Here is a 24,257-nt window from a genome sequence, read left to right on the forward strand (position 1 = left end):
CCGCTCAGCTGACGAGCGCGTAGGTCGACGTCGCGTGGACGGCCATCTTGCCGTCCTCGTCGAACAGCTCGACTTCGCCGAACACGAGGTTGCGGCCCATTCGCAGCACGCGCGCGGTGACGAGCACGTCGCCCTTGCGCACGGGACGCATGAAGTTGGTGTTCAGCGATACCGTTGTCATCGGCCGGAACTCGCCGAGCGCGGACGAGATCGCGACCACCATAGCGGTGTCGGCGGCCGCCGTGAACACCTGGCCGCAGATGATGCCGCCCGAATGGCGGAATTCGCCGGAAAACGGCAGGCGCAGCGTGACGCTGTCGTCGCCGATCGACACGGGGACCAGACCCAGCGAGCGGACCCACGGGGCCAGCAGGCGATCCAGCAATTCGCGGACTGCGTTTTCGTCCATCTTCGAATGTCCAGAAAGCGTTGCGCGACCGCCGCGCAGCACGTGTGGCGTCATCATACCGGGAGCGCGCCAACTGCGATCGCTCGTTACCGTGCCGACAGCCGCCGTTGGCCTGACGAAATATTTTCAGGATATTTGCAGAAAGGTCTTGCCATGTCCTGAAAACCCCGGCATAATCTTTCTTCTGTTGGGGGCGTTAGCTCAGTTGGTAGAGCAGCGGACTCTTAATCCGTAGGTCGAGTGTTCGAGTCACTCACGCCCCACCAGGAATTTCAAAGGCCGGTTAGCGCAAGCTAACCGGCCTTTTCCTTTTCCGCCGCCGAATTCACGACGCGCGCCATTCGCGGTACGCATCCGCACGCATCTTCCGCATCGTTTCCGCTAGAATCGTCCGACAAATATCACACGACCGGCGCAGGTCCTGTTGCCCGCCGGCACTGAGAGAACATGGGACGTCAGACATGGAAGCATGTGAACGAGACGCGACCATTCAGAGGCCATGGTTGCGCCGATATCGGCTTGTCCGTCGGGACGAGCCGTTCATCCGAGCACACCCGAATCCGTCGCGCGATGCACGAACCGGATCGGGTCATGCCCGGTAAGGACGCGCTCGTCGCGCTGGCGCTCGGCGTCGTGTTGCTCGTGCTGGCAGGCGTGCTCGCCGTCACGACCGGCCGCGCGACCGGCCACCTGGTCCGCGCGCCGGGCACCGTCGTGCGCATCGTGCAGGACAGCGACGCGATGCGTGCGTACCGGCCGATCGTCGCGTACCTGTCGAACGACGGCCTGCGCCGCGAAATTGCCGGCAATACCGCATCGACCGTCCCCGCATACGACATCGGCGAGAACGTCGACGTGCTGCTCGACCCCGACCACCCCGACCGCCCCGCCCTGATCGACGATTTCGCGCAACGCTGGTTTCCGGTGGTCGTGTCGGCGCTGCTCGCGCTCGCATCATTCGCGATCGGCGGCCTGCTGATCGCCGGCGAGCGTCGCCGCCGGCAAGCCGAACCGCCGCCGACCCGCGCCGAACGCAAGGAAACGCGGCGCCGCTGGGATATCGCGATCGTGCTGATTCCGATCGCGATCGGCACGGGCTTTCTCGCCGGCGCCGGCGCGACCGGCCTGCGTCAGTGGCAGATCGTCCATCACTATGCGCGCTCGACCGGCCATGTCGTCGAGATCGCGAAAAACGGGCGGTCGGCACGATTGCGCACGTCGCTGTATTCGGCGATCGTCGCGTTCACGACCGACAGCGGGCGGCCGATCACGTTCGCGCAGGGTTCGGCGTCGTCGCATCCAGGCCTGCGCGAAGGCGACGCGGTCGACGTGCTGTACGACCCCGTCACGCCCGAACGCGCGATCGTCGACCGCTTCTGGGATCGCTGGGGCCTCACGGCGATCCTGTTCGCGATCGGCGCACCGTTCCTTGCCGCCGGGCTGTTCATCGCCGCGACGCTGTGGCCCGAACATCGGCCGCACGAAGCCGCCCCATGACACGCGCTCGGCGCGGCCCCCATCACGCCGCGCACTTCACCGCTCCCTGAACGCCTCGACCTTCGCGCGGTTCCCGCACGTGCGCATGTCGCACCAGCGGCGCCCGACGCCGCGGCCGCGATCGACGAAGAACCACGTACACCGGCCGCACTGCCGTACACGCGCGAAATCGTCGCTGCGCAGCAACTGCTCGAAGCCGAGCGCGGCCGCATCGATCCAGCGTGACGCGGTGCGCGCGTCGGGCCGCCACGCGAAGCGGCCGTCGACCGCGTCGAACGCGCTGCGCCCGATCGCTTCGCGGATCGCGACCGTGAGCCGGTCCGCCGCACGCGCACCTGCGCTGCCGCCGCCTTCGGCCGTCAGGTGCGCGACCGCGGCATACGCATCGTCGCGAAAGCGGCGCAGCGCAACCAGCTCGTCAGGCCCGCCCTGCCGCGGATGACGCAGCAGCCGCGCCAGATCGGCCGGCGCCAGCAACCCCGATTGCTCCGCCCACGCACGCACGGCCGGCCAGTCGACGAGCTTCTCGTCGTCGCGCGTCTTGCCCGTGTCGGCCACCGTATTGAGGAAGTCGAGCGCCGGATGGCCACCGACGAAATCGGCCGCACCCCATACGTGCACGTGTCGTGCAGGCTCGGATCGAGTAACCATTTATTTTCACCTATCGGTTTCATATCCGGACAATCCGGCGTAACCTTTTAAATAACAAAAACAGGTTATCACGGAGAAGCCGATGCTCGAACTCGCGAATCGCTTCAATTTCGAAGGTCACCGGATTGCATGGGGCGCGCTTGGGAAGGGCCCACCGCTCGTGCTCGTGCACGGCACGCCGTTTTCATCGCAGGTGTGGCGCCGGATCGCCCCGTGGCTCGCACGGCGCCATCGCGTGTATTTCTACGACCTGCTCGGCTACGGCCAGTCCGACATGCCGGACGCGGACGTATCGCTCGGCCGCCAGAACGCGCTGTTCGGCGCGATGCTGAATGAATGGAGAATTTCGCGGCCACGCGTGCTTGCGCACGACTACGGCGGCGCCACCGTGCTGCGCGCGCACTTTCTCGACGGCATTGCGTATGCGGATCTCACGCTCGTGAATCCGGTCGCGATCGCGCCACAAGGGTCGCCGTTCGTACGCCATGTCGCGCAGCACGAGGCCGCGTTCACCGGGCTGCCGGCCTATGCGCATCACGCGCTCCTGTCTGCCTATCTCGGCAATGCAGTGGCGCGGCCACTGAGCGACGACGCGCTGTCGATCTACCGTGCGCCGTGGCTCACGCCGGCCGGCCAGGCCGCGTTCTATCGCCAGATCGCGCAGATGCGCCAGCGCTACATCGAGGAAGCCGAGGCACGTTACGCGCCGTCGGACTTCCCGGTGCGCATCGTGTGGGGCGAGGACGACGCGTGGATTCCGCTCGAACAGGGGCAGGCGCTTGCCGACCGCATCGCGAACGGCAAGCTGATCAGGGTGCCGCGAGCGGGGCACCTGGTCCAGGAAGATGCGCCGGAGGCGATCGTCGCCGCGGTACTCGATGGACACGTGCCGGGCTGACCACCGTCGGCATGCCGTCCCGCATCAGAACGCCGGTACGCCCTGCGCGAGTGTCGCGACGAACTTCGCGGTGCGAGGGTCGCGTGGCCGGCCGAACAGCTCGCGCGATGCGCCGGCTTCGACGATGCGGCCGTCGGCGAGGAACACCGCGTCGTGCGCGATCGACGCGGCCAGGCGCAAGTCGTGCGTGGCCATCAGCATCGTCGTGCCTTCGCGTGCGAGCTGGCGCAGCACCTCGACCACTTCGACGGACAACTCCGGATCGAGCGCCGACGTCGGTTCGTCGCACAACAGCACCTGCGGAGACGGCGCGAGCGCCCGCGCGATCGCCACGCGCTGCTGCTGCCCGCCCGACAGCGTGGCCGGCCATGCGTCGGCCTTGTCCGCGATGCCAACCTTGTCGAGCAACGCGAGCGCCCGCTGGCGCGCCTGTTCGCGCGGCCAGCGCTGCACGGTCACGAGCCCTTCCATCACGTTCTGCACGACGCTCAGGTGCGGAAACAACTGGAAGTTCTGAAACACCATACCGGTCTGCCTGCGCACCGCGAACACCGCGTCACGCGACGGCCGGCGCCCTGGCGCGAATTCGATGCGCGCATCGCCGACCGCGAGCGTGCCCGCCTCCGGCACTTCGAGCAGGTTCACGCAGCGCAGCAGCGTGCTCTTGCCGCTGCCGGACGGCCCGATCAGCGCGGTCACGCTGCCCGGCTGCAACGCGAGGTCGATTCCGCTCAGCACGCGATGTGCGCCGAACGACTTGTCGATATGGTCGAGACGAATCACCGCAACTCCGCCTGGAACAGCGCGTGCCGGCCGAAGCGGGCTTCGAGGCGACGTTGCAGCGTGGACAGCACCGAACTGAACAGCAGATAGATCACCGCGGCCTCGGTATAGAGAATCAGCGGCTCGTAGGTCACGGCCGCGATCCGCTGCGCGGCCTGGAAAATCTCGGGCACGGTCAGCACGGCCGCGAGCGACGTGTCCTTCACGAGCGAAATGAACGAGTTCGACAGCGCAGGCAGCGCGACACGCGCGGCCTGCGGCAGGATCGCGCGGCGCAATGCCTGCGCACGTGTCATCGCCATCGAGTAGGCGGCCTCCCACTGCCCCTTCGGCATCGATTCGATCACGCCGCGAATCACCTCGGCGTTGTACGCGCCCACGTTCAGCGAGAAGCCGATCACGGCGGCCGTCAGCGGGTCGAGCACGATGCCGACGTTCGGCAATCCGTAGAAGATCACGAACAGCTGCACGAGCAATGGCGAGCCGCGGAACAGCCAGATGTAGAAGCGCACGACGGCTTGCGCCCAGCGCGGCCCGAACAACCGCGTGAGCGCCGCGCCGAACGCGAGCAGCAGGCCGATCGCGAACGACGCGAGCGTGAGCGGAACCGTGAACACGAGCCCCGCGTAAAGCAGCGGCCGCAGCGATTCCGCCATCAGGTGCAGCCAGGCCGGCATCGTTCAGCCTCGCGTCACGGCTGCGACACGTCGCGGCCGAAGTACTTCTGCGAGATCTTCGCGTAGGTGCCGTCCGCCTTGATGTCCGCGAGCGCCTTGTCGATCGCGGCCACCAGCGCGGGGCTGCCCTTGCGCAGCAGCACGCCGGACGCATCGCCGGCACCGGTCTTGTCGGTCGCCGCGATCTTCAGTTTCGCGTCGGGCTTGTGCTTGCGGAAATCGAGGTACGACAGCGAATCGTTGATCGTCGCGTCGACACGCCCCGAGCTCAGCAGGTCGATCGACTCGTTGAAGCCCTGCACCGGAACCACGTCGGCGCCATGCGCGGCCGCGAGCTTGCCGAAATTGCTCGTCAGCGTGTTCGCGGATTTCTTGCCCTTCAGGTCGTCGAACGAGCGAATCGTCGTGTTGTCCGCGCGCACGATCAGCACCGCGTGCGACGTGATGTACGGCGACGAGAAATCGTATTTCGCCTTGCGCGCATCGGTGATCGACACTTCATTGACGACCGCATCGTAGCGGTTCACGTCGAGGCCCGCGATCAGCCCGTCCCACTTGCCTTCGACGAACTGCGGCTTCACGCCGAGGCGCTGCGCGATCGCCGTGGCGATGTCGACGTCGAATCCCGTCAGCTTGCCCGTCTCGTCGTGGTACGTGAACGGCGCGTAGGTGCCTTCGGTGCCGACCCGGAACACGCCGGCCGATTTGATCTGCGACAGGTCGTCGGCAGCCAGCGCACTGGTGGCCGCGGTCGCCTGCAGCAGCGCGACGATCAGGATGGAACGGAGGAATTTCATGGTGCGGACCCCGAATGATTGGAGAGAATCATCCCGTCGGCATGCATGCGCCGCTCGAGAGGTCCGCGAATTCTACCGACGCGTTGGAGCACGGCAAAAACGCAAATCGGCTAACGATATGAGCCGATCGAATAACGCCCGCACCGGCTGCAAAACCGGTGCGGGCGCCTTACACGCCACTTACCACGGCAGCGAATACGTCTTCGTATTCGTGAAGCTCTTCATCGCTTCCTGCACGCCTTCCTTGTAGCCGAGCCCCGAATCCTTCACGCCGCCGAACGGCGTCAGTTCGAGCCGATAGCCCGGCACCTCGCGCACGTTCACGCTGCCGACTTCCAGCTCGGTGATGAAGCGCGTGATGTTGTCGAAGCGGTTCGTACACACCGACGACGACAGCGCATAGTCGGTGCTGTTCGACATCCGGATCGCTTCGTCGATGTCGCGAAAGCGCATGATCGGCGACACGGGGCCGAACGTCTCGTACTTCACGAGCGGCATGTCGGGCGTCACGCGATCGATCACCGTCGGCGAATACAGCGCGCCATCGCGCACGTTGCCGACCAGCAGCCGTGCCCCGCGCGAAATCGCATCGTTCACTTGCTGCTCGCAGAACTTCGCGGCCGCTTCGTCGATCACGGTGCCCATGTCGACCGACGGATCGGACGGATTGCCGTACGACCATGCGCGCGTTTTCTCGACGACCAGCTCGGTGAAGCGATCGGCCACCGACTCGTGCACGAGCATCCGCTTGATCGCCGTGCAGCGCTGCCCCGAGTTCTTGTACGAGCCCGACACCGCGAGCGTGCTCGCTTCGTCGAGATCGGCATCTTCCATCACGATGATCGGATCGTTGCCGCCGAGTTCGAGCACCGCGCGCCGGTAGCCCATCCGCGACGCGATCGACTTGCCGATCGACACGCCGCCCGTGAACGTGATGAGGTCGATCGCCGGGTTCGTGATCAGCTCGTCGGCGATCTCCCTCGGGTCTCCGGTGATCACCTGCAGCATCTGCGGCGGCAGGCCGGCTTCGTACAGGATGTCCGCGAACAGGTAGCACGACAGCGGCACCTTCTCCGACGGCTTCACGACGATCCGGTTGTTGGTCGCGACCGACGGCACGATCTTGTGCGCGACCTGGTTCATCGGGTGGTTGAACGGCGTGATCGCCGAAATCACGCCGAGCAGTGGATCGCGCTGCGTGTACACGCGGCGCTTCTTGCCGTGCGGCGTCAGATCGCACGAGAAGATCTGCCCGTCATCCTTCAGCACTTCACCGGCGCCGAACGTCAGCACGTCGGCCACGCGGCCCGCCTCGTACGTCGAATCCTTGATGCACAACCCGGCCTCGGCCGTGATCAGCGCCGCGATCTCCGCCGTGCGCGAACGCACGATGTCGGCCGCACGGCGCAGGATCGCCGCGCGATCGTGGCGCGTGAGCGTCGGCCGGTAGGCACGCGCGACCGCGAACGCGCGACGCACGTCGTCCAGCGTTGCCTTCGGCACGGTGCCGACCAGCGAGCCGTCGTACGGGTTGCGCACGTCGATCACCGCGTCCCGATGAATCCGCTCGCCGTCGATTCGCAGTGCTTCGCGACGAATCTCGCGGACGTCCGTCGATGCTGCAATGGCGTTCATGAGTGTGTCCCCTTACGGATGCGTACGCATCACTGCAGATGGTTGAGCGCGATGTCGATGATGTCGAAGTTGCGCAGCCGTGCGCGGCCCGTGACGTCGGTCGCGACCGGCTTGCTGAAGATCAGCGGCACGATCTGCTCGGAGATGCCGCCGTGCGAGCGCAGCGGCACGTCGAGGCCCGACAGGTCGTGCTTGATGCGGCGCGTGCCGAGCACGACGTCCTGCTTCGAGATCACGATCAGGTCGCCCATCCGCGCGGGCGGCAGCTCGAAACGCGCGCAGCCTTCGGCGCCCGTCAGCACGACCTCGATGCCGTCGACCGCGGCGAGCCGCGTGCGCAGCGCCTCGGCATCGGCCGTCGCCGGCACGTAGACGGTCGCGAACGAGCCGAGCGCGCCGTGGTGCACGACGTACGGGTCGGTGATCGGCAGGATCACGCGCGCCGCATCCTCGCCGAGCCACTCGTCGAACAGTTCCTGCAGGTAGATCACGTTCGGCTCGCCGGTCTCGTCGTCGTGCTTCGCGTTCATCCCGTGGTCGGCCGTGATCGCGACGATCGCGCCGAGCTCGTCGAGACGCTGCAGGTACTTGTCCATCATCGCGTAGAACGCGTTTGCGCCTTCCGTGCCGGGCGCGCACTTGTGCTGCACGTAGTCGGTGGTCGACAGGTACATCAGGTCGATCGGGCGCGTCTCGAGCAAGCGCACGCCGGCCGCGAACACGAATTCCGACAGGTCCGCGCTGTACACGCTCGGCACCGGCTTGCCGACCAGTTCGAGCACGTTGTCGATGCCGTTTTCCTCGACGCTCGCCTCGTCGGCCTTTTCCGACGAGAAGCAGATGCCCTTCAGCCCCTTGCCGAGCAGGCGGCGCAGCTTGTCCTTCGCGGTGACGACCGCGACCTTCGCGCCTTGCTCCGCGAAGGTCGCGAGCACGGTCGGCGCGACCAGGTACTTCGGATCGTTCATCAGCACCTCGGCGCCGGTGTCGCGATCGTAGAAGTAGTTGCCGCTTATCCCATGCACCGCCGGCGGCACGCCGGTCACGATCGACAGGTTGTTCGGGTTCGTGAAGCTCGGCACCACGCACTCGCCCTTGAGTGCCGTGCCCGGCTTCAGCAGCGTGCGCAGGAACGGCGCCACGCCGGCCTCGGCCGCTTCTTCCAGATATTCGTATGCGCAGCCATCGACACAGACGACCACCACGGGCCGGCTCATCCAGTTGTAGCGGCGGCCGTTCACTTCCACGGATACAGGCGTTTCAATCATGACGTTCATTCCTTTCAGTTCGAAGGGTAGAGCCGTCGGCGCCCGCGTCGCGCCGAAGGGAGGTGTTTTCCATGCTTGACATTAAAATTGATGATTTGTAGATTGTCAACAACATGCAGAGAACAGAAAGCAAAACAACGTAGCAGCAAGAGGGCTGGTCTCCACTCATCCGCCGTGTGCCGCGGCGCCACAGTCAAGGGGTCTGAAGATGAACGAAGTGCCGGTAAACAAGCGTTTGAATGCATGGGCGGCGGGCGCGGCCCGTTTCGCGCTGGCCGCGGCGGTCGCGCTCGGCGCCGCGCAGGCGGCGCACGCGAAGACATCGCTGCTCGTCTACACCGCGCTGGAAGACGAGGCGATGAAGCCCTACAAGGACGCGTTCGAGAAAGCGAACCCCGATATCGAGATCCGCTGGGTGCGCGACTCGACCGGCTCGGTCACCGCGAAGCTGCTCGCCGAGAAGAACAACCCGCGCGCGGACGTCGTGCTCGGCCTCGCCGCGTCGAGCCTCACGCTGCTCGACCTGCAAGGCATGCTGATGCCGTACACGCCGAAGGGCTTCGACCAGCTCACGCGCAAGTACAGCGACGCGAACACGCCGCCGCACTGGGTCGGCATGGATGTGTGGGGCGCGACGATCTGCTACAACCGCGTCGCCGCGCAGGCGAAGAACATCCCGAAACCGACGTCGTGGGAAGACCTGACGAAGCCGGTCTACAAAGGCGCGATCGTGATGCCTAGCCCGGTTTCATCCGGCACCGGCTACCTCGACGTGACCGCGTGGCTGCAGACCTTCGGCGACGACAAAGGCTGGAAATTCATGGACGCGCTCGACAAGAACGTCGCGCAGTACGTGCACTCGGGCTCGAAGCCCTGCACGCTCGCCGGCACCGGCGAATTCCCGATCGGCATCTCGTTCGAGTTCCGCGGCCACGAGTTGCAGTCGCAGGGCGCGCCGATCGATCTCGTGTTCCCGAAGGAAGGGCTCGGCTGGGACATGGAAGGCACGGCAATCATGAAGACAACCAGGCAGCCCGATGCGGCGAAGAAGCTCGCCGACTTCATGGCGAGCAAGGACGCGAACGAGATCACCGCGCGCTGGTGGGCGATCGTCGCGTATCCGGGCGTCGCACGGAAGCTGGCCGGCATCCCCGACAACTACTCGGACCTGCTCGTGAAGAACGACTTCGTGTGGTCGGCGAAGAACCGCCAGTCGATCCTCGATACGTGGCAGAAGCGCTACGGGGCGAAGGCGCAGCAATGACGCGGCAATAACGCCGCAACCGGCAGCGGGGCCGCGCAGCGCGCCGCCCCGCGCCCCCCTTCCCCTCGTCGAATCCGGCCCCCGGGCCGCCCCAGCATGGAGGCGCGCATGGCACCTTATCTGAGCGTAGAACGCATCGAGAAGCGGTACAACGACACGCAGGTCCTCACCGACATCAACCTGAGCGTGATGAAGGGCGAGATGATCTGTTTCCTGGGGCCGTCCGGCTGCGGGAAAACGACGCTGCTGCGAATCATCGCGGGGCTCGAAACGCAGAACGCCGGCCACATCATGCAGGACGGCCGCGACATCTCGCGGCTGCCGCCGCAACTGCGCGACTACGGCATCGTGTTCCAGTCGTATGCGCTGTTCCCGAACCTCACCGTGTACGACAACGTCGCGTACGGGCTCGTGAACCGGAAGATGAAGCGCGACGCGATTCACGAGCGCGTGCACACGCTGCTCGCGCTGGTCGGCCTGCCCGACAGCCATCGCAAGCACCCGGGCCAGCTGTCCGGCGGCCAGCAGCAGCGCATCGCGCTGGCGCGTGCGCTCGCGACTTCCCCCGGCCTGCTGCTGCTCGACGAGCCGCTGTCGGCGCTCGACGCGCGCGTGCGCGTGCGGCTGCGCCAGGAAATCCGCGCGCTGCAGCAGCGGCTCGGCGTGACGACGATCATGGTCACGCACGACCAGGAAGAAGCGTTGTCGATGGCCGATCGCATCGTCGTGATGAACCACGGCGTGATCGAGCAGATCGGCACGCCGCTCGAAATCTACCGGCAGCCGGCTTCGCCGTTCGTCGCGGATTTCATCGGCCGCGTCAACACGATTCCCGCTGAAGTCGCGCAGGACGGCACGCTGCGCGCGGGCGCGGTCGGCCTCGACTGCCGCCACGGCACGGCCCGCCCCGCGCAAGGCGCGGCGGTATCGGTCTACGTGCGGCCGGAAGACCTGCGTATCCGCGTGCCAGGTGAAACGGCCGACAACGTGCTCGCGGGCCGCGTCGAGAAGCTCGAATTCCTCGGCGCGTTCTGCCGCGTGAGCTTCCGCATCGACGGGCTCGACGGCCAGGAAATCGTCGCCGACCTGTCGTATCACGACGTCGACCGCACGGGCGTGCAGGCCGGCGCGCGCATCGACCTCGCGCTCGATCGCGAGCATGTCCGCGTGTTCCCGTGCGCGAAGGAGCGACTGCAATGAGCACCGTCCTGACCGAGCGCCGCCGCGGCGCCTCCGCCCCCGCCGACGTGCGGCAGATCACGCACTGGCACGACCGCATCGCGCAGCTCGCGCTCGTCGCGATGGCCGCGCTGATGTCGCTGTTCCTGCTGCTGCGCCGCTCGCGCTCGTCGTGCAGAAATGCTTCGTCGACGCGGACGGGCGCTTCGTCGGCGCGCACAACTTCGTCGACTATCTCGAGGACAGCGGCGTGCTGCGCTCGATGCTGCATTCGCTGACGGTCGGCGCGCTCGTCACGGCGATCGTGGTGCCGATGGCGTTCACGTTCGCGTATGCGTTGACGCGCTCGTGCATGCCGCTGAAGAACGCCGCACGCACGATCGCGCTCTTGCCGCTGCTCGCGCCGACGCTGCTGTCGGCCGTGTCGTTCATCTACTGGTTCGGCAACGCGGGGCTGCTGAAGCCGCTGCTGCACGGCCACTCGATCTACGGGCTGCCGGGCATCGTGCTGAGCATGGTGTACGCGTCGTTCCCGCACGTGCTGATGATCCTCGTCACCGCGCTGTCGCTCGCGGACGGCCGGCTCTACGAGGCCGCCGACGCGATGGGCACGAGTCGCATCCGCAAGTTCTTCACGATCACGCTGCCGGGCGCGAAGTACGGGCTGATCAGCGCGACGATGGTCGCATTCACGATGTGCATCAATGACTTCGGCGTGCCGGTCGTGATCGGCGGTTCGTACAACGTATTGTCGACCGACATCTACAAGCTGATCATCGGGCTGCAGGACTTCAACCGCAGCGCGGTCGTGAGCCTGATGCTGCTGTGTCCGGCACTGGTCGCGTTCGGCGTCGACTTCTTCATCCGCCGCCGCCAGCAGTCCCAGCTCGGCGCGCGCTCGACGCCGTACCAGCCGAAACCGTCGCGCGGCTTCGACGCCGCGATGCTCGCGTACTGCACGCTCGTGTGCGCGTTCTTCATCGCGGTGGTCGGTATCTCGGTGTTCGCGTCGTTCGTGAAGTTCTGGCCTTACCAGATGAGCCTCGGGCTACAGCACTACAAGATGGGGCTGATCGGCGCCGGCATCTTCGACGCGTACAAGAACAGCCTGCGGATGGCCGCGACGGTGGCGCTCGGCGGCACGATCGTCGTGTTCGGCGGCGCCTACCTGATCGAGAAGACGCGCGGCGCGCGCTGGCTGCGCGGCTTCATCGCGCTGTGCGCGATCCTGCCGATGGGCGTGCCGGGGCTCGTGCTCGGCATCAGCTACATCTTCCTGTTCAACGCGCCCGGCAATCCGCTGAACGGGCTGTACGGGTCGCTGTGGCTGCTCGCGATCGTCACGGTCGTCCACTACTACGCATCGAGTCATCTCACCGCCGTCACCGCGCTCCGGCAGATCGACAGCGAGTTCGAGGCCGTATCGGCATCGCTGAAGGTGCCGTTCTACAAGACCTTCCTGCGCGTGACGGTGCCCGTGTGCCTGCCCGCGATCCTGCTGATCGCGCGCTACCTGTTCGTCAACGGGATGACGACGGTCTCGGCCGTCGCGTTCCTCTACTCGCCGGACACGCAACCCGCATCGGTCGCGATCCTGAACCTCGACGACGCGGGCCAGATGGGCCCGGCCGCCGCGATGGCCACGCTCGTGCTCGCGACCTCGTCGTTCGCGTGCGTGCTGTTCGCCTGCATCTCGCACCGCCTGCTGCGTCGTACGCAGGCGTGGCGCAACCCGCATCGCCGTTGATTCCCAGCCGCATTCAAGTGACGTCCCGACTTCATCAAGGAGACACCATGACGCTCGCCGCCCAGCCCATCCTGCTCACTCCCGGCCCCCTGACGACCTCCGACACCACGCGCGACGCGATGCTGCGCGACTGGGGGTCGTGGGACAGCGACTTCAACGCGATCACCGCGCGGCTGCGCGAACGCCTGCTGCAAATCGTGCATGCCGAAGGCACGCACGAATGCGTACCGCTGCAAGGCAGCGGCACGTTCTCGGTCGAAGCGGCCCTCGGCACGCTCGTGCCGCGCGACGGCCACGTGCTCGTGCCAAACAACGGCGCGTACTGCCAGCGCATCGCGAAGATCTGCCGCGTGCTCGGCCGCAAGCTGACGACGATCGACTATCGCGAGGATCGCCGCGTCGATCCGGCCGACGTCGAGCGCGCGCTCGCCGCCGACGCGACCATCACGCACGTCGCGCTCGTGCACTGCGAAACGGGCGCCGGCGTGCTGAACCCGCTGCACGAGATCGCGCAGGTCGTCGCGAAGCACGGCCGCGCGCTGATCGTCGATGCGATGAGCTCGTTCGGCGCGATCGACATCGACGCGCGCACGACGCCGTTCGATGCGGTGATCGCGGCGTCCGGCAAATGCCTCGAAGGCGTGCCGGGGCTCGGCTTCGTGATCGCCAGGCGCAGCACGCTCGAACGCTGCGAAGGCAACAGCCATTCGCTCGCGATGGACCTGTACGACCAGTGGGTCTACATGCAGCGCACGACGCAGTGGCGCTTCACGCCGCCGACGCACGTGGTCGCGGCGCTCGACGCGGCCGTCGCGCAATACGTCGACGAAGGCGGGCTCGCCGCGCGCGGCGGCCGCTACCAGCGCAACTATCGCGCGCTGATCGACGGGATGCTCGCGCTCGGCTTCCGGCCGTTCCTCGATCCGGCAATCCAGGCGCCGATCATCGTCACGTTCCATGCGCCGGACGATCCGAACTACGACTTCAAGCGGTTTTATCAGGAGGTCAAAAAGCGCGGCTACATTCTGTATCCGGGCAAGCTGACCGAAGTCGAGACGTTCCGGGTCGGCTGCATCGGCCACTTCGGCGAAGCCGGCATCCCGGGCGCCGTCGCCGCGATCTCCGACACGCTGCGCGCGATGGGCGTGCGCCGCGTATCGGCCGAAGCGGCGGCCTGACGCGTCGTGATGCATTGCCCCGGCCGCGTGCCGATGTGCACGCGGCCAGCTCCGCCGCATGTCGCCACGCGGCGGCCAGGTTTTCCGGCCGTGTACGTGCACGGCCCCGACCCTAATTGAAGAACCATCCGATGCGACCCTTCTGGATCGAACAAGCACTGTTCAACGACGGCGATCTCGCCCCCGCGCTGCAGGGCGCAACGCAGGCCGACGTCTGCATCGTCGGCGGCGGCTTCACCGGGCTCTGGACCGCGATCCAGGCGAAGCAGCAGAACCCGGCGCTCGACATCGCGATCGTCGAAGCCGACCTGTGCGGCGCCGGCGCGAGCGGCCGCAACGGCGGCTGCCTGCTCACATGGTCCGCGAAATTCCTGACGCTGCGGCGCCTGTTCGGCGAAGCCGAGGCGATCCGGCTCGTGAAGGCATCCGAAGCGGCCGTGCAGCACATCGCCGATTTCTGCCGCGCGCACGACATCGACGCCGAGCTGCGGCTCGACGGCACGCTGTACACGGCGACGTCGCGCGCGCAGGTCGGCACGCTCGCGCCGGTGCTCGACGCGCTCGCCGCGTGCGGCATCCACAGCTACGAGCCGTTGCCGGCCGCCGAAGTCGCGCGCCGCTCGGGCTCCGCGCGCAATCTCGACGGCGTCTACTCGCCGATCGCCGCGACCGTGCATCCCGGCAAGCTCGTGCGCGGGCTGCGCCGTGTCGCGCTCGCGATGGGCATCCGCATCTACGAGCGCACGCCGATGCTCGACTTCACGCCCGGGCAGCCGGCCGTCGTGCGCACGCCGTCCGGCAGCGTGAGCGCGGGCAAGCTCGTGTTCGCGATCAACGCGTGGATGGCGAGCCGCTTTCCGCAGTTCGAGCGGACGATCGCGGTCGTGTCGAGCGACATGGTCATCACCGAGAAATGCCCCGAATTGCTTGAACGGACCGGGCTCGTCGACGGCGTGTCCGTGCTCGATTCGCGGATCTTCGTCTACTACTACCGCACCACCGCCGACGGGCGGCTGATGCTCGGCAAGGGCGGCAACACGTTCTCGTGGCGCAGCCGCATCGCGCCGGTGTTCGACCAGCGCTCGCCGTACGAGGCGCAGCTCACGCAAAGCCTGCGCGAATTCTTCCCGTCGCTCGCGGGCGTGCCGGTCACCGCGAGCTGGAACGGCCCGTCGGATCGCTCGGTCACGGGCTTCCCGTTCTTCGGCCGCCTCGACGACGCGCCGAACGTGTTCTACGGCTTCGGCTACTCGGGCAACGGCGTCGGGCCGACCTACATGGGCGGGCAGATCCTGTCGTCGCTCGTGCTCGGCCTCGACAACGCGTGGACGCGCAGCCCGATCGTGCGCGGCCCGCTCGGCCATTTCCCGCCGGAGCCGATCCGCTATGTCGGCGCGCATGTCGTGCGCAATGCGATCCGCCGCAAGGAGCGTGCGGAAGACGAGAGCCGGCAGCCGTCGGTGGTCGATAGCTGGCTCGCGAAGTTTGCGAGCGCGGCCGGGAAGGCCGACAAGGCGTGACGATGCGCTGATCGGGCGACACAACGAAAAAGGGACGCTGCGAAGCGTCCCTTTGCATTTGCGCAGCTGCCGCGCCGCCGTATTACGCGCGCGCGGTTTTCTCGCGCGCCGCCTTGCCCGCCGCGGGCAGCCCCTGCTCGTGCGTGCGGCGCATGCGCGCGAGGCCGTGCGAGACGTGCTCGCGCACCAGCGCGACGGCCTTCTCCTCGTCGCCGCCCGCGAGCGCCTGCACGATCTTGTCGTGCTCGGCCGCGGACACCGCGATCGCATCTTCCTCGGCCTCGATCGCGGCCTGGCGCAGCAGGCCGAGCTGGCGCACCAACCGGCGGTAGGTGTCGGTGAGATGCGTATTGCCGACGCCGACGACCATCGCGTCGTGGAACTGCACGTTCAGCTCGGTATAGCGCGTGACGTCGTGCGTCTTCGCGGCATCCTTCATCGACTGGATGATGCCCTTCAGCACCTTCAGCGTGTCGGGCGAGATGCGCTTCGCGAGCGCGCGGGCGACCGACTCGTCGAGCATCGCGCGCACTTCGTAGATCTCCTCGGCTTCGCGCAGCGGCACGACGCGCACGGTCACGCCGCGGTTCTTCTCGTTGCGCAGCAGGCCGGCCTGCTCCAGCGCGCGGAACGCTTCGCGCACGGGGCCGCGCGACACGTTCAGCTTCGTCGCGATCTCGACTTCGTTGAGCTTCTCGCCGGGCGCATATTCACCGGAGACGATCGCGCGCTCGAGCATGTCCTGGACGATCATCGCGAGCGACTGGCTTTGCAGGAGTTCGATGGCGCTGAGCGCGTTCGGGGAAGTCATGGTCGGACAGGCAGCGGAGCTGCGGTAGAAAACGAGGGCGCCATATCGGCGAATGATCCTTATATACCCTCGGCCCGGCACATTGTCAACAGTCTTCAGTTTCCAAAAGCCAATTCCGCCTGCCGGGATGCACCCGGCAGGCGGCGGGCGCGCGGCGGGCGAACCTGCCCCGCCCCGCGCGACGCGCGACCGTCAGACCGTGTGCTTCACCGGCCCCGGATCGCTCTGGCTCGGCCGGCCCGTCTCGACGTGGCCCGCGAAGCGGCGCACGACCTTGTCGTCACCGCCGCGCAGCGTCGTCGCGGTAATCGTCAGATCGTACCAGCCGTGGCTCGACGACAGCTCGAAGTGATCCTCGACGCGCTCGCCCGGCTCCAGCGTGTAAGTACGCGCATGCGCATGGCTGTACGCGTTGTCGACCGTCACGCGGCACGTCGCGCGCCCGCTGTTGCGCAGCTGCAGGTACACGTGGCGGTTGCGCACGTCGTAGCCGATCTTCGCTTCCGGGTTCGCGTGACGGCCATCCGCGGCGAGTCGCGTGTTGCCCTGGAACTCGCACAGATAGCCGTTCGGGCCGTAGGCGGCGAGATGGTACTCGCCGCGCGCGGCCGACGTGCTCCACGTATCGGCGAAGCGGTCGTGCGCGGACACCGCGTAGCGGCGCGGCGGCGTCGCCGGATTGCGGCGGTCGTACACGTAGAACGCGGCGCCGGCGTCACCGGAGTTCGCGAAGTCGAGCGATACGCTGTCGTCGCGGCCATGCACGTGGGCGTGCACGAACAGCTCGTACGGCAGCGCGCGCGCCGGACGCGTGCCGGGCTCCTGCGCCGGCATCGATTGCTGCGCGGGCACCTGGTACGCCTGGCCGGCCGTCGCGATGTGCTGCGGTACCGTGAAGCTCACCGTGCGCGTATCGGGGCGCGCGGAGAAGTCGAACGCCGACGTGAGGTCGCCGCAGATCGACCGGCGCCATGCGCTGATGTTCGGCTCCTTCACGCCGAAGCGCGCTTCGAGGAAACGCAGCACCGACGTATGGTCGAACGTTTCCGAGCAGACCCAGCCGCCCTTCGTCCACGGCGAGATGATGATCAGCGGCACGCGCGGCCCGAGGCCGATCGGCTGGATGCCGCCCGGGTCGGCGCCCGGCACGAGCGGGCTCATTTCGCCCGGGTACTTGTTCAGGTCGAGCAGTTCGTCGCCGAGGTTCGACAGCAGGTTCGACGACACGATGCCCTGGCCGCCCACGCCGCTCGTGACCGGCGGCACCGGCGGCACGACGTGATCGAACAGCCCGTCATTCTCGTCGTAGTTCAGGATGAACACCGTCTTCGCCCACACCTCCGGGTTCGACGTCAGCGCCTCGAGCACCATATTGATGTAGAACGCGCCGTCGGTCGGCGATGCCTGCGGGTGCTCGCTGTACTTGTACGGCGACACGATCCACGACACCTGCGGCAGCCGGTTGGCCTGCACGTCGGCCTTCAGCTCGGCGAGCGTGTGGTCCGACGCGCCCTTGTCGACCAGCGGGCCGCTCGCGCCTTCCTTCACCTGGAACTTCTTGAAGAACATCAGCGAGTTGTCGGTGTAGTTGTCGGTCGGGTCGCCCGGGATGCCCGTGCCGCCCTGGTACACCTTCCAGCTGACCTTCGCGTTCTCGAGGCGCTCGGCATAGGTCGTCCACGTGTAGCCGTTCACGTCGTCGCGCTCGCCGATGCCCGGGCCGTTCGGCGGGGTGCCGTAGATGTTGCGCGGGTCGACCGTGCCGGTCCACAGGTAGATGCGGTTCGGCGCGGTGTCGGCGTGCGCGGAACAGAAGTACGAATCGCAGATCGTGAACGCGTCGGCCAGCGCATAGTGGTACGTGAGATCCTGGCGCTTCAGGTAGCCCATCGTCAGCACGTCCTGCTTCTGGTTCACCCACTGGTCCCACTGGCCGTTGTTCCAGGACAGGTGGCCGCTGCTCCAGCCGTGGTTGGTGCCCGGCTGGAATTCGGTCGTCTGCTTCGGATCGAGATAGAACGGCAGCACGTACGGCGCCGACGGATCGAGGCCGCGCGAATGGTAGTTCTTCGTGAACACCGATGCCGGCGGCTGTTGCCACACCGGCGCGCCGCTCGGCAGCAGGTGCGGACGCGGGTCGTTGAAGCCGCGCACGCCGCGCAGCCCGCCGAAGTAATGGTCGAACGAACGGTTTTCCTGCATGAAGATCACGACGTGTTCCACGTCGCGGATCGTGCCCGTGCGATAGGCGGCCGGCATCGCCAGCGCGTTGCGGATCGCGGGCGGGAAGCCCGCGTAAGCGGCCATCGCGCCGGCCGACTGCGCGGCGAGGCGCAGGAAATCGCGTCGATTGTTCGAGGACATGGAGGGAACCCTGTTGTCGGTAGGAGTGAGGTGCCGGTCGAGCGGGGCCGGCGGTCGGTGTGTTACCCGCTATTACCCCGCACCGGCATGTCCCGGCCGTGACCGGTTACCGCAGGTTTCTTTGGGTTACCCACAAGAATTTTTCGAAGCGACGCACGACGCGCCTTTCATGCGGCCGACACACGCGTGCGCTACGCTGACGCGCGACGAAGAAGGGGGAGAAGCCGAGTCGTGTTCGATCAGCTGAAGGCGTTCCACGCGACCGTCCGGCAGGGCAGCATCACGCGCGCCGCGCGCCACCTGGGCGTGAGCCAGCCGACGATCGCCGCGCAGATCCGGCAGGTCGAGCAGGTGTACGGCGTCGAGCTGTTCTACCGCAGCGGCCGCAAGCTCGAAGTCACCGAAACGGGCATCGAGCTGCTGCCGCTCATCGAGAAGATGATCGCGCTCGAGGCGCAGGCCGACATCATGCTGCGCAACGTCGGCGGCCTGTTCGAAGGCCACCTGCGGATCGGCGCGACGGGCCCGTACTACATCATGGATGCGGTCGGCCGTTTCTCGAACGCGCATCCGTCGATCGCGCTCACGTGCCGGATCGGCAACTCCGAGGAAATCCTGCAAGCGCTGCAGGAATTCCGCATCGACCTTGCGGTCTCGTCGCAGCGCAACGACGCCGACGGCCTCGAACGCAAGGTAATCTCGACCGATCCGCTCGTGCTTGTCGTGCATCGCAACCATCCGCTCGCGCGGTTCGACGCGATCGATCCGGCGCAACTCGCCGACGTGCGGCTGCTGATTCGCGAGGAAGGGTCGGTCACGCGCCGCTGCACGGAGACGATCCTTGCGGCGGCCGGTGTCGCGGCCGTGTCGGTTGCGGAGATCGGCAGCCGCGAAGCGATCCGTGAGGCGATCCTGCACGGCGTGGGCGGCAGCCTGTTTCCGCTCGGCGAGGCCGAGCGCCATCCGGATCTGCGCGTGATCGCGCTGCGCGGCGTCGATACGACGATCGACGAATACGTGTACTACCTGAAGGCGCGCCGCCAGAGCCCCGCGATCGACGCGTTCCTTGCGTGCATCCTGCCGGACGGTGCCGAAGCGGCCGGGACCGCCGACGCAGGACGAACGGGGCGGCGGGCAAACGCGCGCTGAGCTGCCGCGCGTTCGCCGGTTCCGCGCTTGATCGGCGCTTTTCCCGCGCCTTCCCTCGCCTTTTCCTCGTGCCTTCCTTCCGTCGTTGCGCTCACATCATTTCGGCAGTGCCGGAATCATCCACGTCAGCACGTGCTGCTGCAGGAACACCAGTACGCCGAGCAGCAGCGTGAGGATCACGCTGTGCCAGAAGGTGCGCGCAAACACGACACCTTCCTGCCCTTTCAGGTCCGTCGTCGACACCCCCGTCGCGATGTTCTGCGGCGAGATCATCTTGCCCATCACGCCGCCCGACGAGTTGGTCGCGGCCATCAGCACCGGATCGAGGCCGAGCTGCCGCGCGGCCACGACCTGCAGGTTGCCGAACAGCGCGTTGCCCGACGTGTCGCTGCCGGACAGGAACACGGCGATCCAGCCGAGCGACGCGGACACCAGCGGGAACAGCGCGCCCGTCGACGCGACGCCGGTGCCGAGCGTGTAGCTGATCCCCGAGTAGTTCAGCAGGTACGCGAGCCCGACGATCATCATCACCGTGACGATCGCGATCCACGTCTGCCGCCATGTCTTCACCACGCATTCGAGGAACGCACCGGGGCCGGTGCGCGTCAGCGCGGCCGTGATGATCGCCGACAACAGGATCGCGGTGCCCGTGCCGAGCGGCTGGAAGTCCCAGACCGCCGCATACGGCTTGTGATACAGCGACACGAACACCGCGTTGTGCAGGCCCGGCCACTTGATCTTCACGTCGCCGATCGCCGCGATGTTCGCGTGCACCCACACGATCACGACCACCGACACGACGAGCCACGGCAGCCAGCCGCCGAAGCCCGCGCGCGCGGCGCCGGCTGCGGCCGGTACGCTGCGCGCGAGTGCGTATTGCGGATCGGGCTGCGGCTTCCACACCTGCAGGAAGCCGATCGTCACGATCAGCGACGTGAGCGACGACAGCACGTCGGTGAGCTGATAGCCGAGGAAGTTCGACGTGACGAACTGCGCGATCGCGAAGCTGCCGCCCGACACGAGCAGCGCGGGCCACAGCTGCCTGATCGAACGCAGCCCGCCATACGCGCCGACCACGTAGAACGGCAGCAGCAGCGCGAAGAACGGCAACTGGCGGCCGACCATCTGCGCGAGCGTCGCGGGCGGCAGCGACGTGACCGCGCCGAGCACGGTGATCGGCACGCCGAGCGCGCCGAACGCGACCGGCGCGGTGTTGAACAGCAGCGTATAGGTGAGCGCTTCGAGCGCGGGGAAGCCGAGCGCGATCAAGAGTGCGCTCGTGATCGCGACCGGCGTGCCGAATCCCGAGATCCCTTCGAGCAGACAGCCGAACGAGAACGCGACGACGAGCAGCACGAGGCGGCGGTCGTCGGGCAGGTTGTCGAGCATCCACTGCCGGAACTGGTCGAAGCGGCCCGACTTCACCGCGATGTTGTACAGCAGCAGCGCGTTGAAGACGATCCACATCACCGGCACGACCGCGAGCGCCATGCCGGCGCCGACCGCATTGAACGCGAGCCCGGCCGGCATGCCCCATGCGCCGATCGCGACCGCGAGGCCCGCGACGAGCCCGGCGAGCGACGCCTGCCACGCGGGGCGGCGCAGCACGCCGAGCGCGATCAGCGCAACGGCAATCGGGATCGCGGCGACGAGGAACGACAGGAGCAGCGAGTTGGCGACGGGCGTCAACGGCTGCGCGAAGACGATGCCGGGCGGTAGGGCGTCGGTAGGGCTCATCGTGTCTCCAGATGTCGACCCGAGTTAGCGCTTCAGCGCTTACTCGGGTCCCATGCCTTGTGCGGTCGACCCGAGTTAGCGCTTTAGAGCTTACTCGGGTCCCATGCCTCGTGCGGTCGACCCGGGTTGGCGCTTCAGCGCGTACTCAGGTCCCATGCCTTGCGCGGCCGACCCGGGTTGGCGCTTCAGCGCTTACTCAGGTCCCATGCCTTGCGCGGTCGACCCGGGTTGGCGCTTCAGCACTTACTCAGGTCCCATGCCTTGCGCGGCCGACCCGGGTTGGCATGTCGATGCGCCGGGTTCGGTACAAGGCGATGTCCTGCCGTCACGACCACGATCAGGCGCTTGCGCACGCAACGACGTTGCACGGCCAACCGATCGGTCGCTTAAAAGAGGTTAGGAGGCGCGCGGCGCTTGTACAAGGGGGACAAGCCCGATGCGTGACGACCCGATACCGGCCATCCGCCGCCCGATGGCAGGCGGATGGCGAGCGGCTGTCGCGCTCGACAGGAAGCCCGGCCCCGCCGTCGCCCGCACAATGTTGCGCGCGCGACAAAGGTGACTGACGGCAACGAGGGTGTTTCGTTTGGCATCCGAAGCCTAGACTGGCTGCATCGATTCCGTCCGGGCCAGAAACGGCGCGGCACCGGAACCTCTCGGAGCAAACACGATGAAGACGATGAAACACGCGGCATGCGCCGTCCTGCTGATCGGCGCGGCCTTCGCCGCCCACGCGCAAGCGGCATCGACGGTGACGCGCGCGCAGGTCCGCCAGGAACTCGTGGAGCTGCAGGCCGCCGGCTACCGGACGAGCCTCGCAAGCAGTCCCGACTTTCCGGAGAACATGCAGGCGATCATGCAGCGTGCCGCGCAGGCGCGCGGCGAGAACGCCGGTTACGGCGACGACGGCCGGGCGAACGTGGAATCAGGCAAGCCGACGCTGCCGCATGCGATCGATCGCGGCACGTACGCGCATCACTGATCGATGACTGAAGGAACCGGATGGATCGCACAGCGGCGCGGCGCACCCGCACCGGCCGCACGCGCGATCGTCAGACGCTGAAGCGGTTCAGCGTATACGCGCGATAGGCCGCGACGAACGCGTCGAACGATCCGGCCTCCTTCGCTTCGAGCTCGGCCTGCTCGGCCAGCGACTTCGCGGCGAGCGCCTGCTCGGTGCGCAGCGTGTCCGCCGACGGCGGATGGGCGCGGAAATGCGCGGCATGCGCTTCGCTCTGTGCGAGCGCGAACGCGAGGAACGACTGCCCGTTGTCGCGCATCGTGCGCAGCACGCGCGCGGACGGCGTACGTTCCGGATCGGCAAGCTTCTCGCGTTGCGCGGCAATCGCGCGCGCATGCTCGTCGCCGCCGCGGATTTCGTCGAGACGGCGGCCGATGGTTTCGATGTCGGCCATCAGATCGTCCGCCCACGCCTGCATCGTGACCGACTGGCCGTCGCGCGTGAGCATGAGCCCCGGCTTGCGGCCTTCCATCGTCACGCTGCCGAAGTTCGCGTTCGCTTCCTTGTACGCATCGCAGTCGAGCGGCGCGCTTTCGTCCAGCGCGCACGCGAGCAGGAAGGCGTCGATGAAGCGCGCGGTTTCCAGCGCGATGCCGGTCGGCTCGAACGGATCGATGTCGAGGCAACGCACTTCGATGTACTGCACGCCACGCGACGCGAGCGCATGCAGCGGCCGCTCGCCCGAATACGTGACGCGCTTCGGCCGGATCGTCGAGTAGAACTCGTTCTCGATCTGCAGCACGTTCGTGTTGATCTGGATCCACTCGCCGTCGCGATGCGTGCCGATTGCCTCGTACGCCGGATACGGTTCGCTCACGGCCTTCGACAGCGCGTCGAGGTAGCCGGGCAGCGTGTTGTAGTCGACGTGCAGCGCGGCCTGGGCCGTCGTGTTCGAGTAGCCGAGATCGCTCATCCGCAGGCTCGTCGCATACGGCAGATACAGCGTATCGGCGTCGAACGTGTCGAGCTTGTGCGGCTTGCCGCGCAGGAACTTCGTGTCGAGCGCGGGCGATGCGCCGAACAGGTACATCAGCAGCCAGCTGCGGCGGCGGAAGTTGCGGATCTGCGCGAGATAGCGCTCCGACTGGTAATCGACGAGCGTGGCCGTCGAGCCTTCGTCCGCATGCAGGCGCCGCCACACTTCTTCATGCAGCGAGTAGTTGTAGTGGATGCCCGCGATGCACTGCATCGTACGACCGTAGCGATACGCGAGGCCGCGCCGGTACACCGTCTTCAGGCGGCCGATGTTCGACGAGCCGTAGTCGGCGATCGGAATCTGGTCGTCGGCCGGCAGCAGGCCAGGCATCGAGTCGTTCCACAGCATCTCGTCGCCGAGCGACGCATAGACGTAGCGATGCAGATCGTCGAGGCGTTCGAGCGTGATCGCGGCGTCGCCTTCAGCGGGCGTGATCAGCTCGATCAGCGCTTCGGAATAGTCGGTCGTCAGCGCCGGATGCGTGAGCGCCGAACCAAGCGCGCGCGGATGCGGCGTGAACGCGATCATCCCGTCGCGCGTCACGCGCAGGCTTTCCTTTTCGATGCCGCGCAGGCCGTCGGGCAGATGCTGCCGCGTCGGGCCCGAGCTCAGTGCTTCGAGGCGATTCAGCAGCAGTTCGGACTGGCGGTGAGTCATGGTGTTCGACATGGAGACGCAAGTGCGTGACGGCCGCGC

Annotated in this window: 19 protein-coding genes, 1 tRNA gene and 1 pseudogene; 10 read left to right on the forward strand and 11 right to left on the reverse strand. The window is 67.1% G+C overall.

Annotated features, from left to right (window positions below):
* Nucleotides 1-4: 4 nt before the first annotated feature.
* Nucleotides 5-409 (reverse strand): PaaI family thioesterase, encoded by a 405-nt coding sequence (locus KEC55_RS16345; RefSeq protein WP_034201217.1) that lies wholly within the window; start codon nucleotides 407-409, stop codon nucleotides 5-7.
* A 190-nt stretch (nucleotides 410-599) separates the two neighbouring features.
* On the opposite strand from KEC55_RS16345, the gene KEC55_RS16350 reads away from it, so the two are divergent.
* Together KEC55_RS16350 and KEC55_RS16355 are read left to right on the forward strand one after the other, a co-directional pair.
* Nucleotides 600-675: transfer RNA gene (locus KEC55_RS16350), tRNA-Lys, on the forward strand.
* A 181-nt stretch (nucleotides 676-856) separates the two neighbouring features.
* Complete coding sequence (locus KEC55_RS16355) at nucleotides 857-1,906, forward strand: DUF3592 domain-containing protein (protein WP_282506220.1); 1,050 nt, start codon at nucleotides 857-859, stop codon at nucleotides 1,904-1,906.
* A gap of 36 nt (nucleotides 1,907-1,942) precedes the next feature.
* Here the strand turns inward: KEC55_RS16355 and KEC55_RS16360 are convergent, their stop codons facing one another.
* A complete protein-coding gene (locus KEC55_RS16360) occupies nucleotides 1,943-2,557 on the reverse strand; it encodes a CGNR zinc finger domain-containing protein (protein WP_282506221.1) in 615 nt (204 codons plus the stop codon).
* An 82-nt stretch (nucleotides 2,558-2,639) separates the two neighbouring features.
* Between KEC55_RS16360 and KEC55_RS16365 the strand changes: the two genes are divergently transcribed.
* Complete coding sequence (locus KEC55_RS16365; protein WP_282506222.1) at nucleotides 2,640-3,455, forward strand: alpha/beta fold hydrolase; 816 nt, start codon at nucleotides 2,640-2,642, stop codon at nucleotides 3,453-3,455.
* Between the two features lie 24 nt (nucleotides 3,456-3,479).
* On the opposite strand, the gene KEC55_RS16370 is transcribed toward KEC55_RS16365, so the two are convergent.
* The 5 genes from KEC55_RS16370 to phnA all read right to left on the reverse strand — a co-directional run bounded on the left by KEC55_RS16370 (nucleotide 3,480) and on the right by phnA (nucleotide 8,615).
* Nucleotides 3,480-4,238, reverse strand: a complete 759-nt coding sequence (locus KEC55_RS16370) for an amino acid ABC transporter ATP-binding protein (protein WP_282506223.1) — start codon at nucleotides 4,236-4,238, stop codon at nucleotides 3,480-3,482.
* Entirely contained in the window at nucleotides 4,235-4,915 is a 681-nt protein-coding gene (locus tag KEC55_RS16375; RefSeq protein WP_176050848.1) for an amino acid ABC transporter permease, read from the reverse strand. The genes KEC55_RS16370 and KEC55_RS16375 overlap by 4 nt, the downstream gene beginning before the upstream one ends.
* 14 nt (nucleotides 4,916-4,929) lie before the next feature.
* Nucleotides 4,930-5,712, reverse strand: a complete 783-nt coding sequence (locus KEC55_RS16380) for an amino acid ABC transporter substrate-binding protein (RefSeq protein ID WP_176050849.1) — start codon at nucleotides 5,710-5,712, stop codon at nucleotides 4,930-4,932.
* A gap of 180 nt (nucleotides 5,713-5,892) precedes the next feature.
* The gene (gene phnY / locus KEC55_RS16385) at nucleotides 5,893-7,347 is read right to left on the reverse strand and encodes a phosphonoacetaldehyde dehydrogenase (RefSeq protein ID WP_282506224.1); all 1,455 of its coding nucleotides are present in this window, start codon (nucleotides 7,345-7,347) and stop codon (nucleotides 5,893-5,895) included.
* Nucleotides 7,348-7,376: 29 nt separating this feature from the next.
* Complete coding sequence (gene phnA, locus KEC55_RS16390; RefSeq protein WP_282506225.1) at nucleotides 7,377-8,615, reverse strand: phosphonoacetate hydrolase; 1,239 nt, start codon at nucleotides 8,613-8,615, stop codon at nucleotides 7,377-7,379.
* 208 nt (nucleotides 8,616-8,823) lie between these two features.
* Here phnA and KEC55_RS16395 point away from each other — a divergent pair, with 208 nt between their 5' ends.
* From KEC55_RS16395 to KEC55_RS16420, 5 genes and pseudogenes are all read left to right on the forward strand, one after another.
* Nucleotides 8,824-9,879, forward strand: coding sequence for a putative 2-aminoethylphosphonate ABC transporter substrate-binding protein (locus KEC55_RS16395; RefSeq protein ID WP_282506226.1), 1,056 nt, complete (start codon nucleotides 8,824-8,826; stop codon nucleotides 9,877-9,879).
* Nucleotides 9,880-9,987: 108 nt separating this feature from the next.
* Nucleotides 9,988-11,079, forward strand: coding sequence for a putative 2-aminoethylphosphonate ABC transporter ATP-binding protein (locus tag KEC55_RS16400; RefSeq protein WP_282506227.1), 1,092 nt, complete (start codon nucleotides 9,988-9,990; stop codon nucleotides 11,077-11,079).
* A pseudogene (locus KEC55_RS16410) lies at nucleotides 11,076-12,805 on the forward strand (putative 2-aminoethylphosphonate ABC transporter permease subunit). The gene KEC55_RS16400 and the pseudogene KEC55_RS16410 overlap by 4 nt, the downstream one beginning before the upstream one ends.
* A 47-nt stretch (nucleotides 12,806-12,852) precedes the next feature.
* A complete protein-coding gene (locus tag KEC55_RS16415) occupies nucleotides 12,853-13,983 on the forward strand; it encodes a 2-aminoethylphosphonate--pyruvate transaminase (RefSeq protein WP_282506230.1) in 1,131 nt (376 codons plus the stop codon).
* Nucleotides 13,984-14,114: 131 nt separating this feature from the next.
* A complete protein-coding gene (locus KEC55_RS16420) occupies nucleotides 14,115-15,503 on the forward strand; it encodes an FAD-dependent oxidoreductase (protein WP_282506231.1) in 1,389 nt (462 codons plus the stop codon).
* Between the two features lie 82 nt (nucleotides 15,504-15,585).
* Here KEC55_RS16420 and KEC55_RS16425 read toward each other — a convergent pair whose 3' ends face one another.
* Together KEC55_RS16425 and KEC55_RS16430 are read right to left on the reverse strand one after the other, a co-directional pair.
* Nucleotides 15,586-16,314: a phosphonate utilization associated transcriptional regulator gene (locus KEC55_RS16425; protein WP_282506232.1), complete on the reverse strand. Its 729-nt coding sequence runs from the start codon at nucleotides 16,312-16,314 to the stop codon at nucleotides 15,586-15,588.
* Nucleotides 16,315-16,506: 192 nt separating this feature from the next.
* Complete coding sequence (locus tag KEC55_RS16430) at nucleotides 16,507-18,678, reverse strand: phosphocholine-specific phospholipase C (RefSeq protein ID WP_282506233.1); 2,172 nt, start codon at nucleotides 18,676-18,678, stop codon at nucleotides 16,507-16,509.
* A 231-nt stretch (nucleotides 18,679-18,909) separates the two neighbouring features.
* Between KEC55_RS16430 and KEC55_RS16435 the strand changes: the two genes are divergently transcribed.
* On the forward strand, nucleotides 18,910-19,827 hold the full coding sequence (locus KEC55_RS16435) for a LysR family transcriptional regulator (protein ID WP_282506234.1): 918 nt from the start codon (nucleotides 18,910-18,912) through the stop codon (nucleotides 19,825-19,827).
* A 96-nt stretch (nucleotides 19,828-19,923) separates the two neighbouring features.
* On the opposite strand, the gene KEC55_RS16440 is transcribed toward KEC55_RS16435, so the two are convergent.
* The gene (locus KEC55_RS16440) at nucleotides 19,924-21,564 is read right to left on the reverse strand and encodes an L-lactate permease (RefSeq protein ID WP_282506235.1); all 1,641 of its coding nucleotides are present in this window, start codon (nucleotides 21,562-21,564) and stop codon (nucleotides 19,924-19,926) included.
* Nucleotides 21,565-22,234: 670 nt separating this feature from the next.
* Here KEC55_RS16440 and KEC55_RS16445 point away from each other — a divergent pair.
* Nucleotides 22,235-22,546, forward strand: a complete 312-nt coding sequence (locus KEC55_RS16445) for a DUF4148 domain-containing protein (protein WP_282506236.1) — start codon at nucleotides 22,235-22,237, stop codon at nucleotides 22,544-22,546.
* A gap of 70 nt (nucleotides 22,547-22,616) precedes the next feature.
* Here the strand turns inward: KEC55_RS16445 and gshA are convergent, their stop codons facing one another.
* Entirely contained in the window at nucleotides 22,617-24,230 is a 1,614-nt protein-coding gene (gene gshA / locus KEC55_RS16450; protein WP_282506237.1) for a glutamate--cysteine ligase, read from the reverse strand.
* Between the last annotated feature and the right edge of the window lie 27 nt (nucleotides 24,231-24,257).

Source organism: Burkholderia cepacia (assembly GCF_029962485.1).
Classification (GTDB): domain Bacteria; phylum Pseudomonadota; class Gammaproteobacteria; order Burkholderiales; family Burkholderiaceae; genus Burkholderia.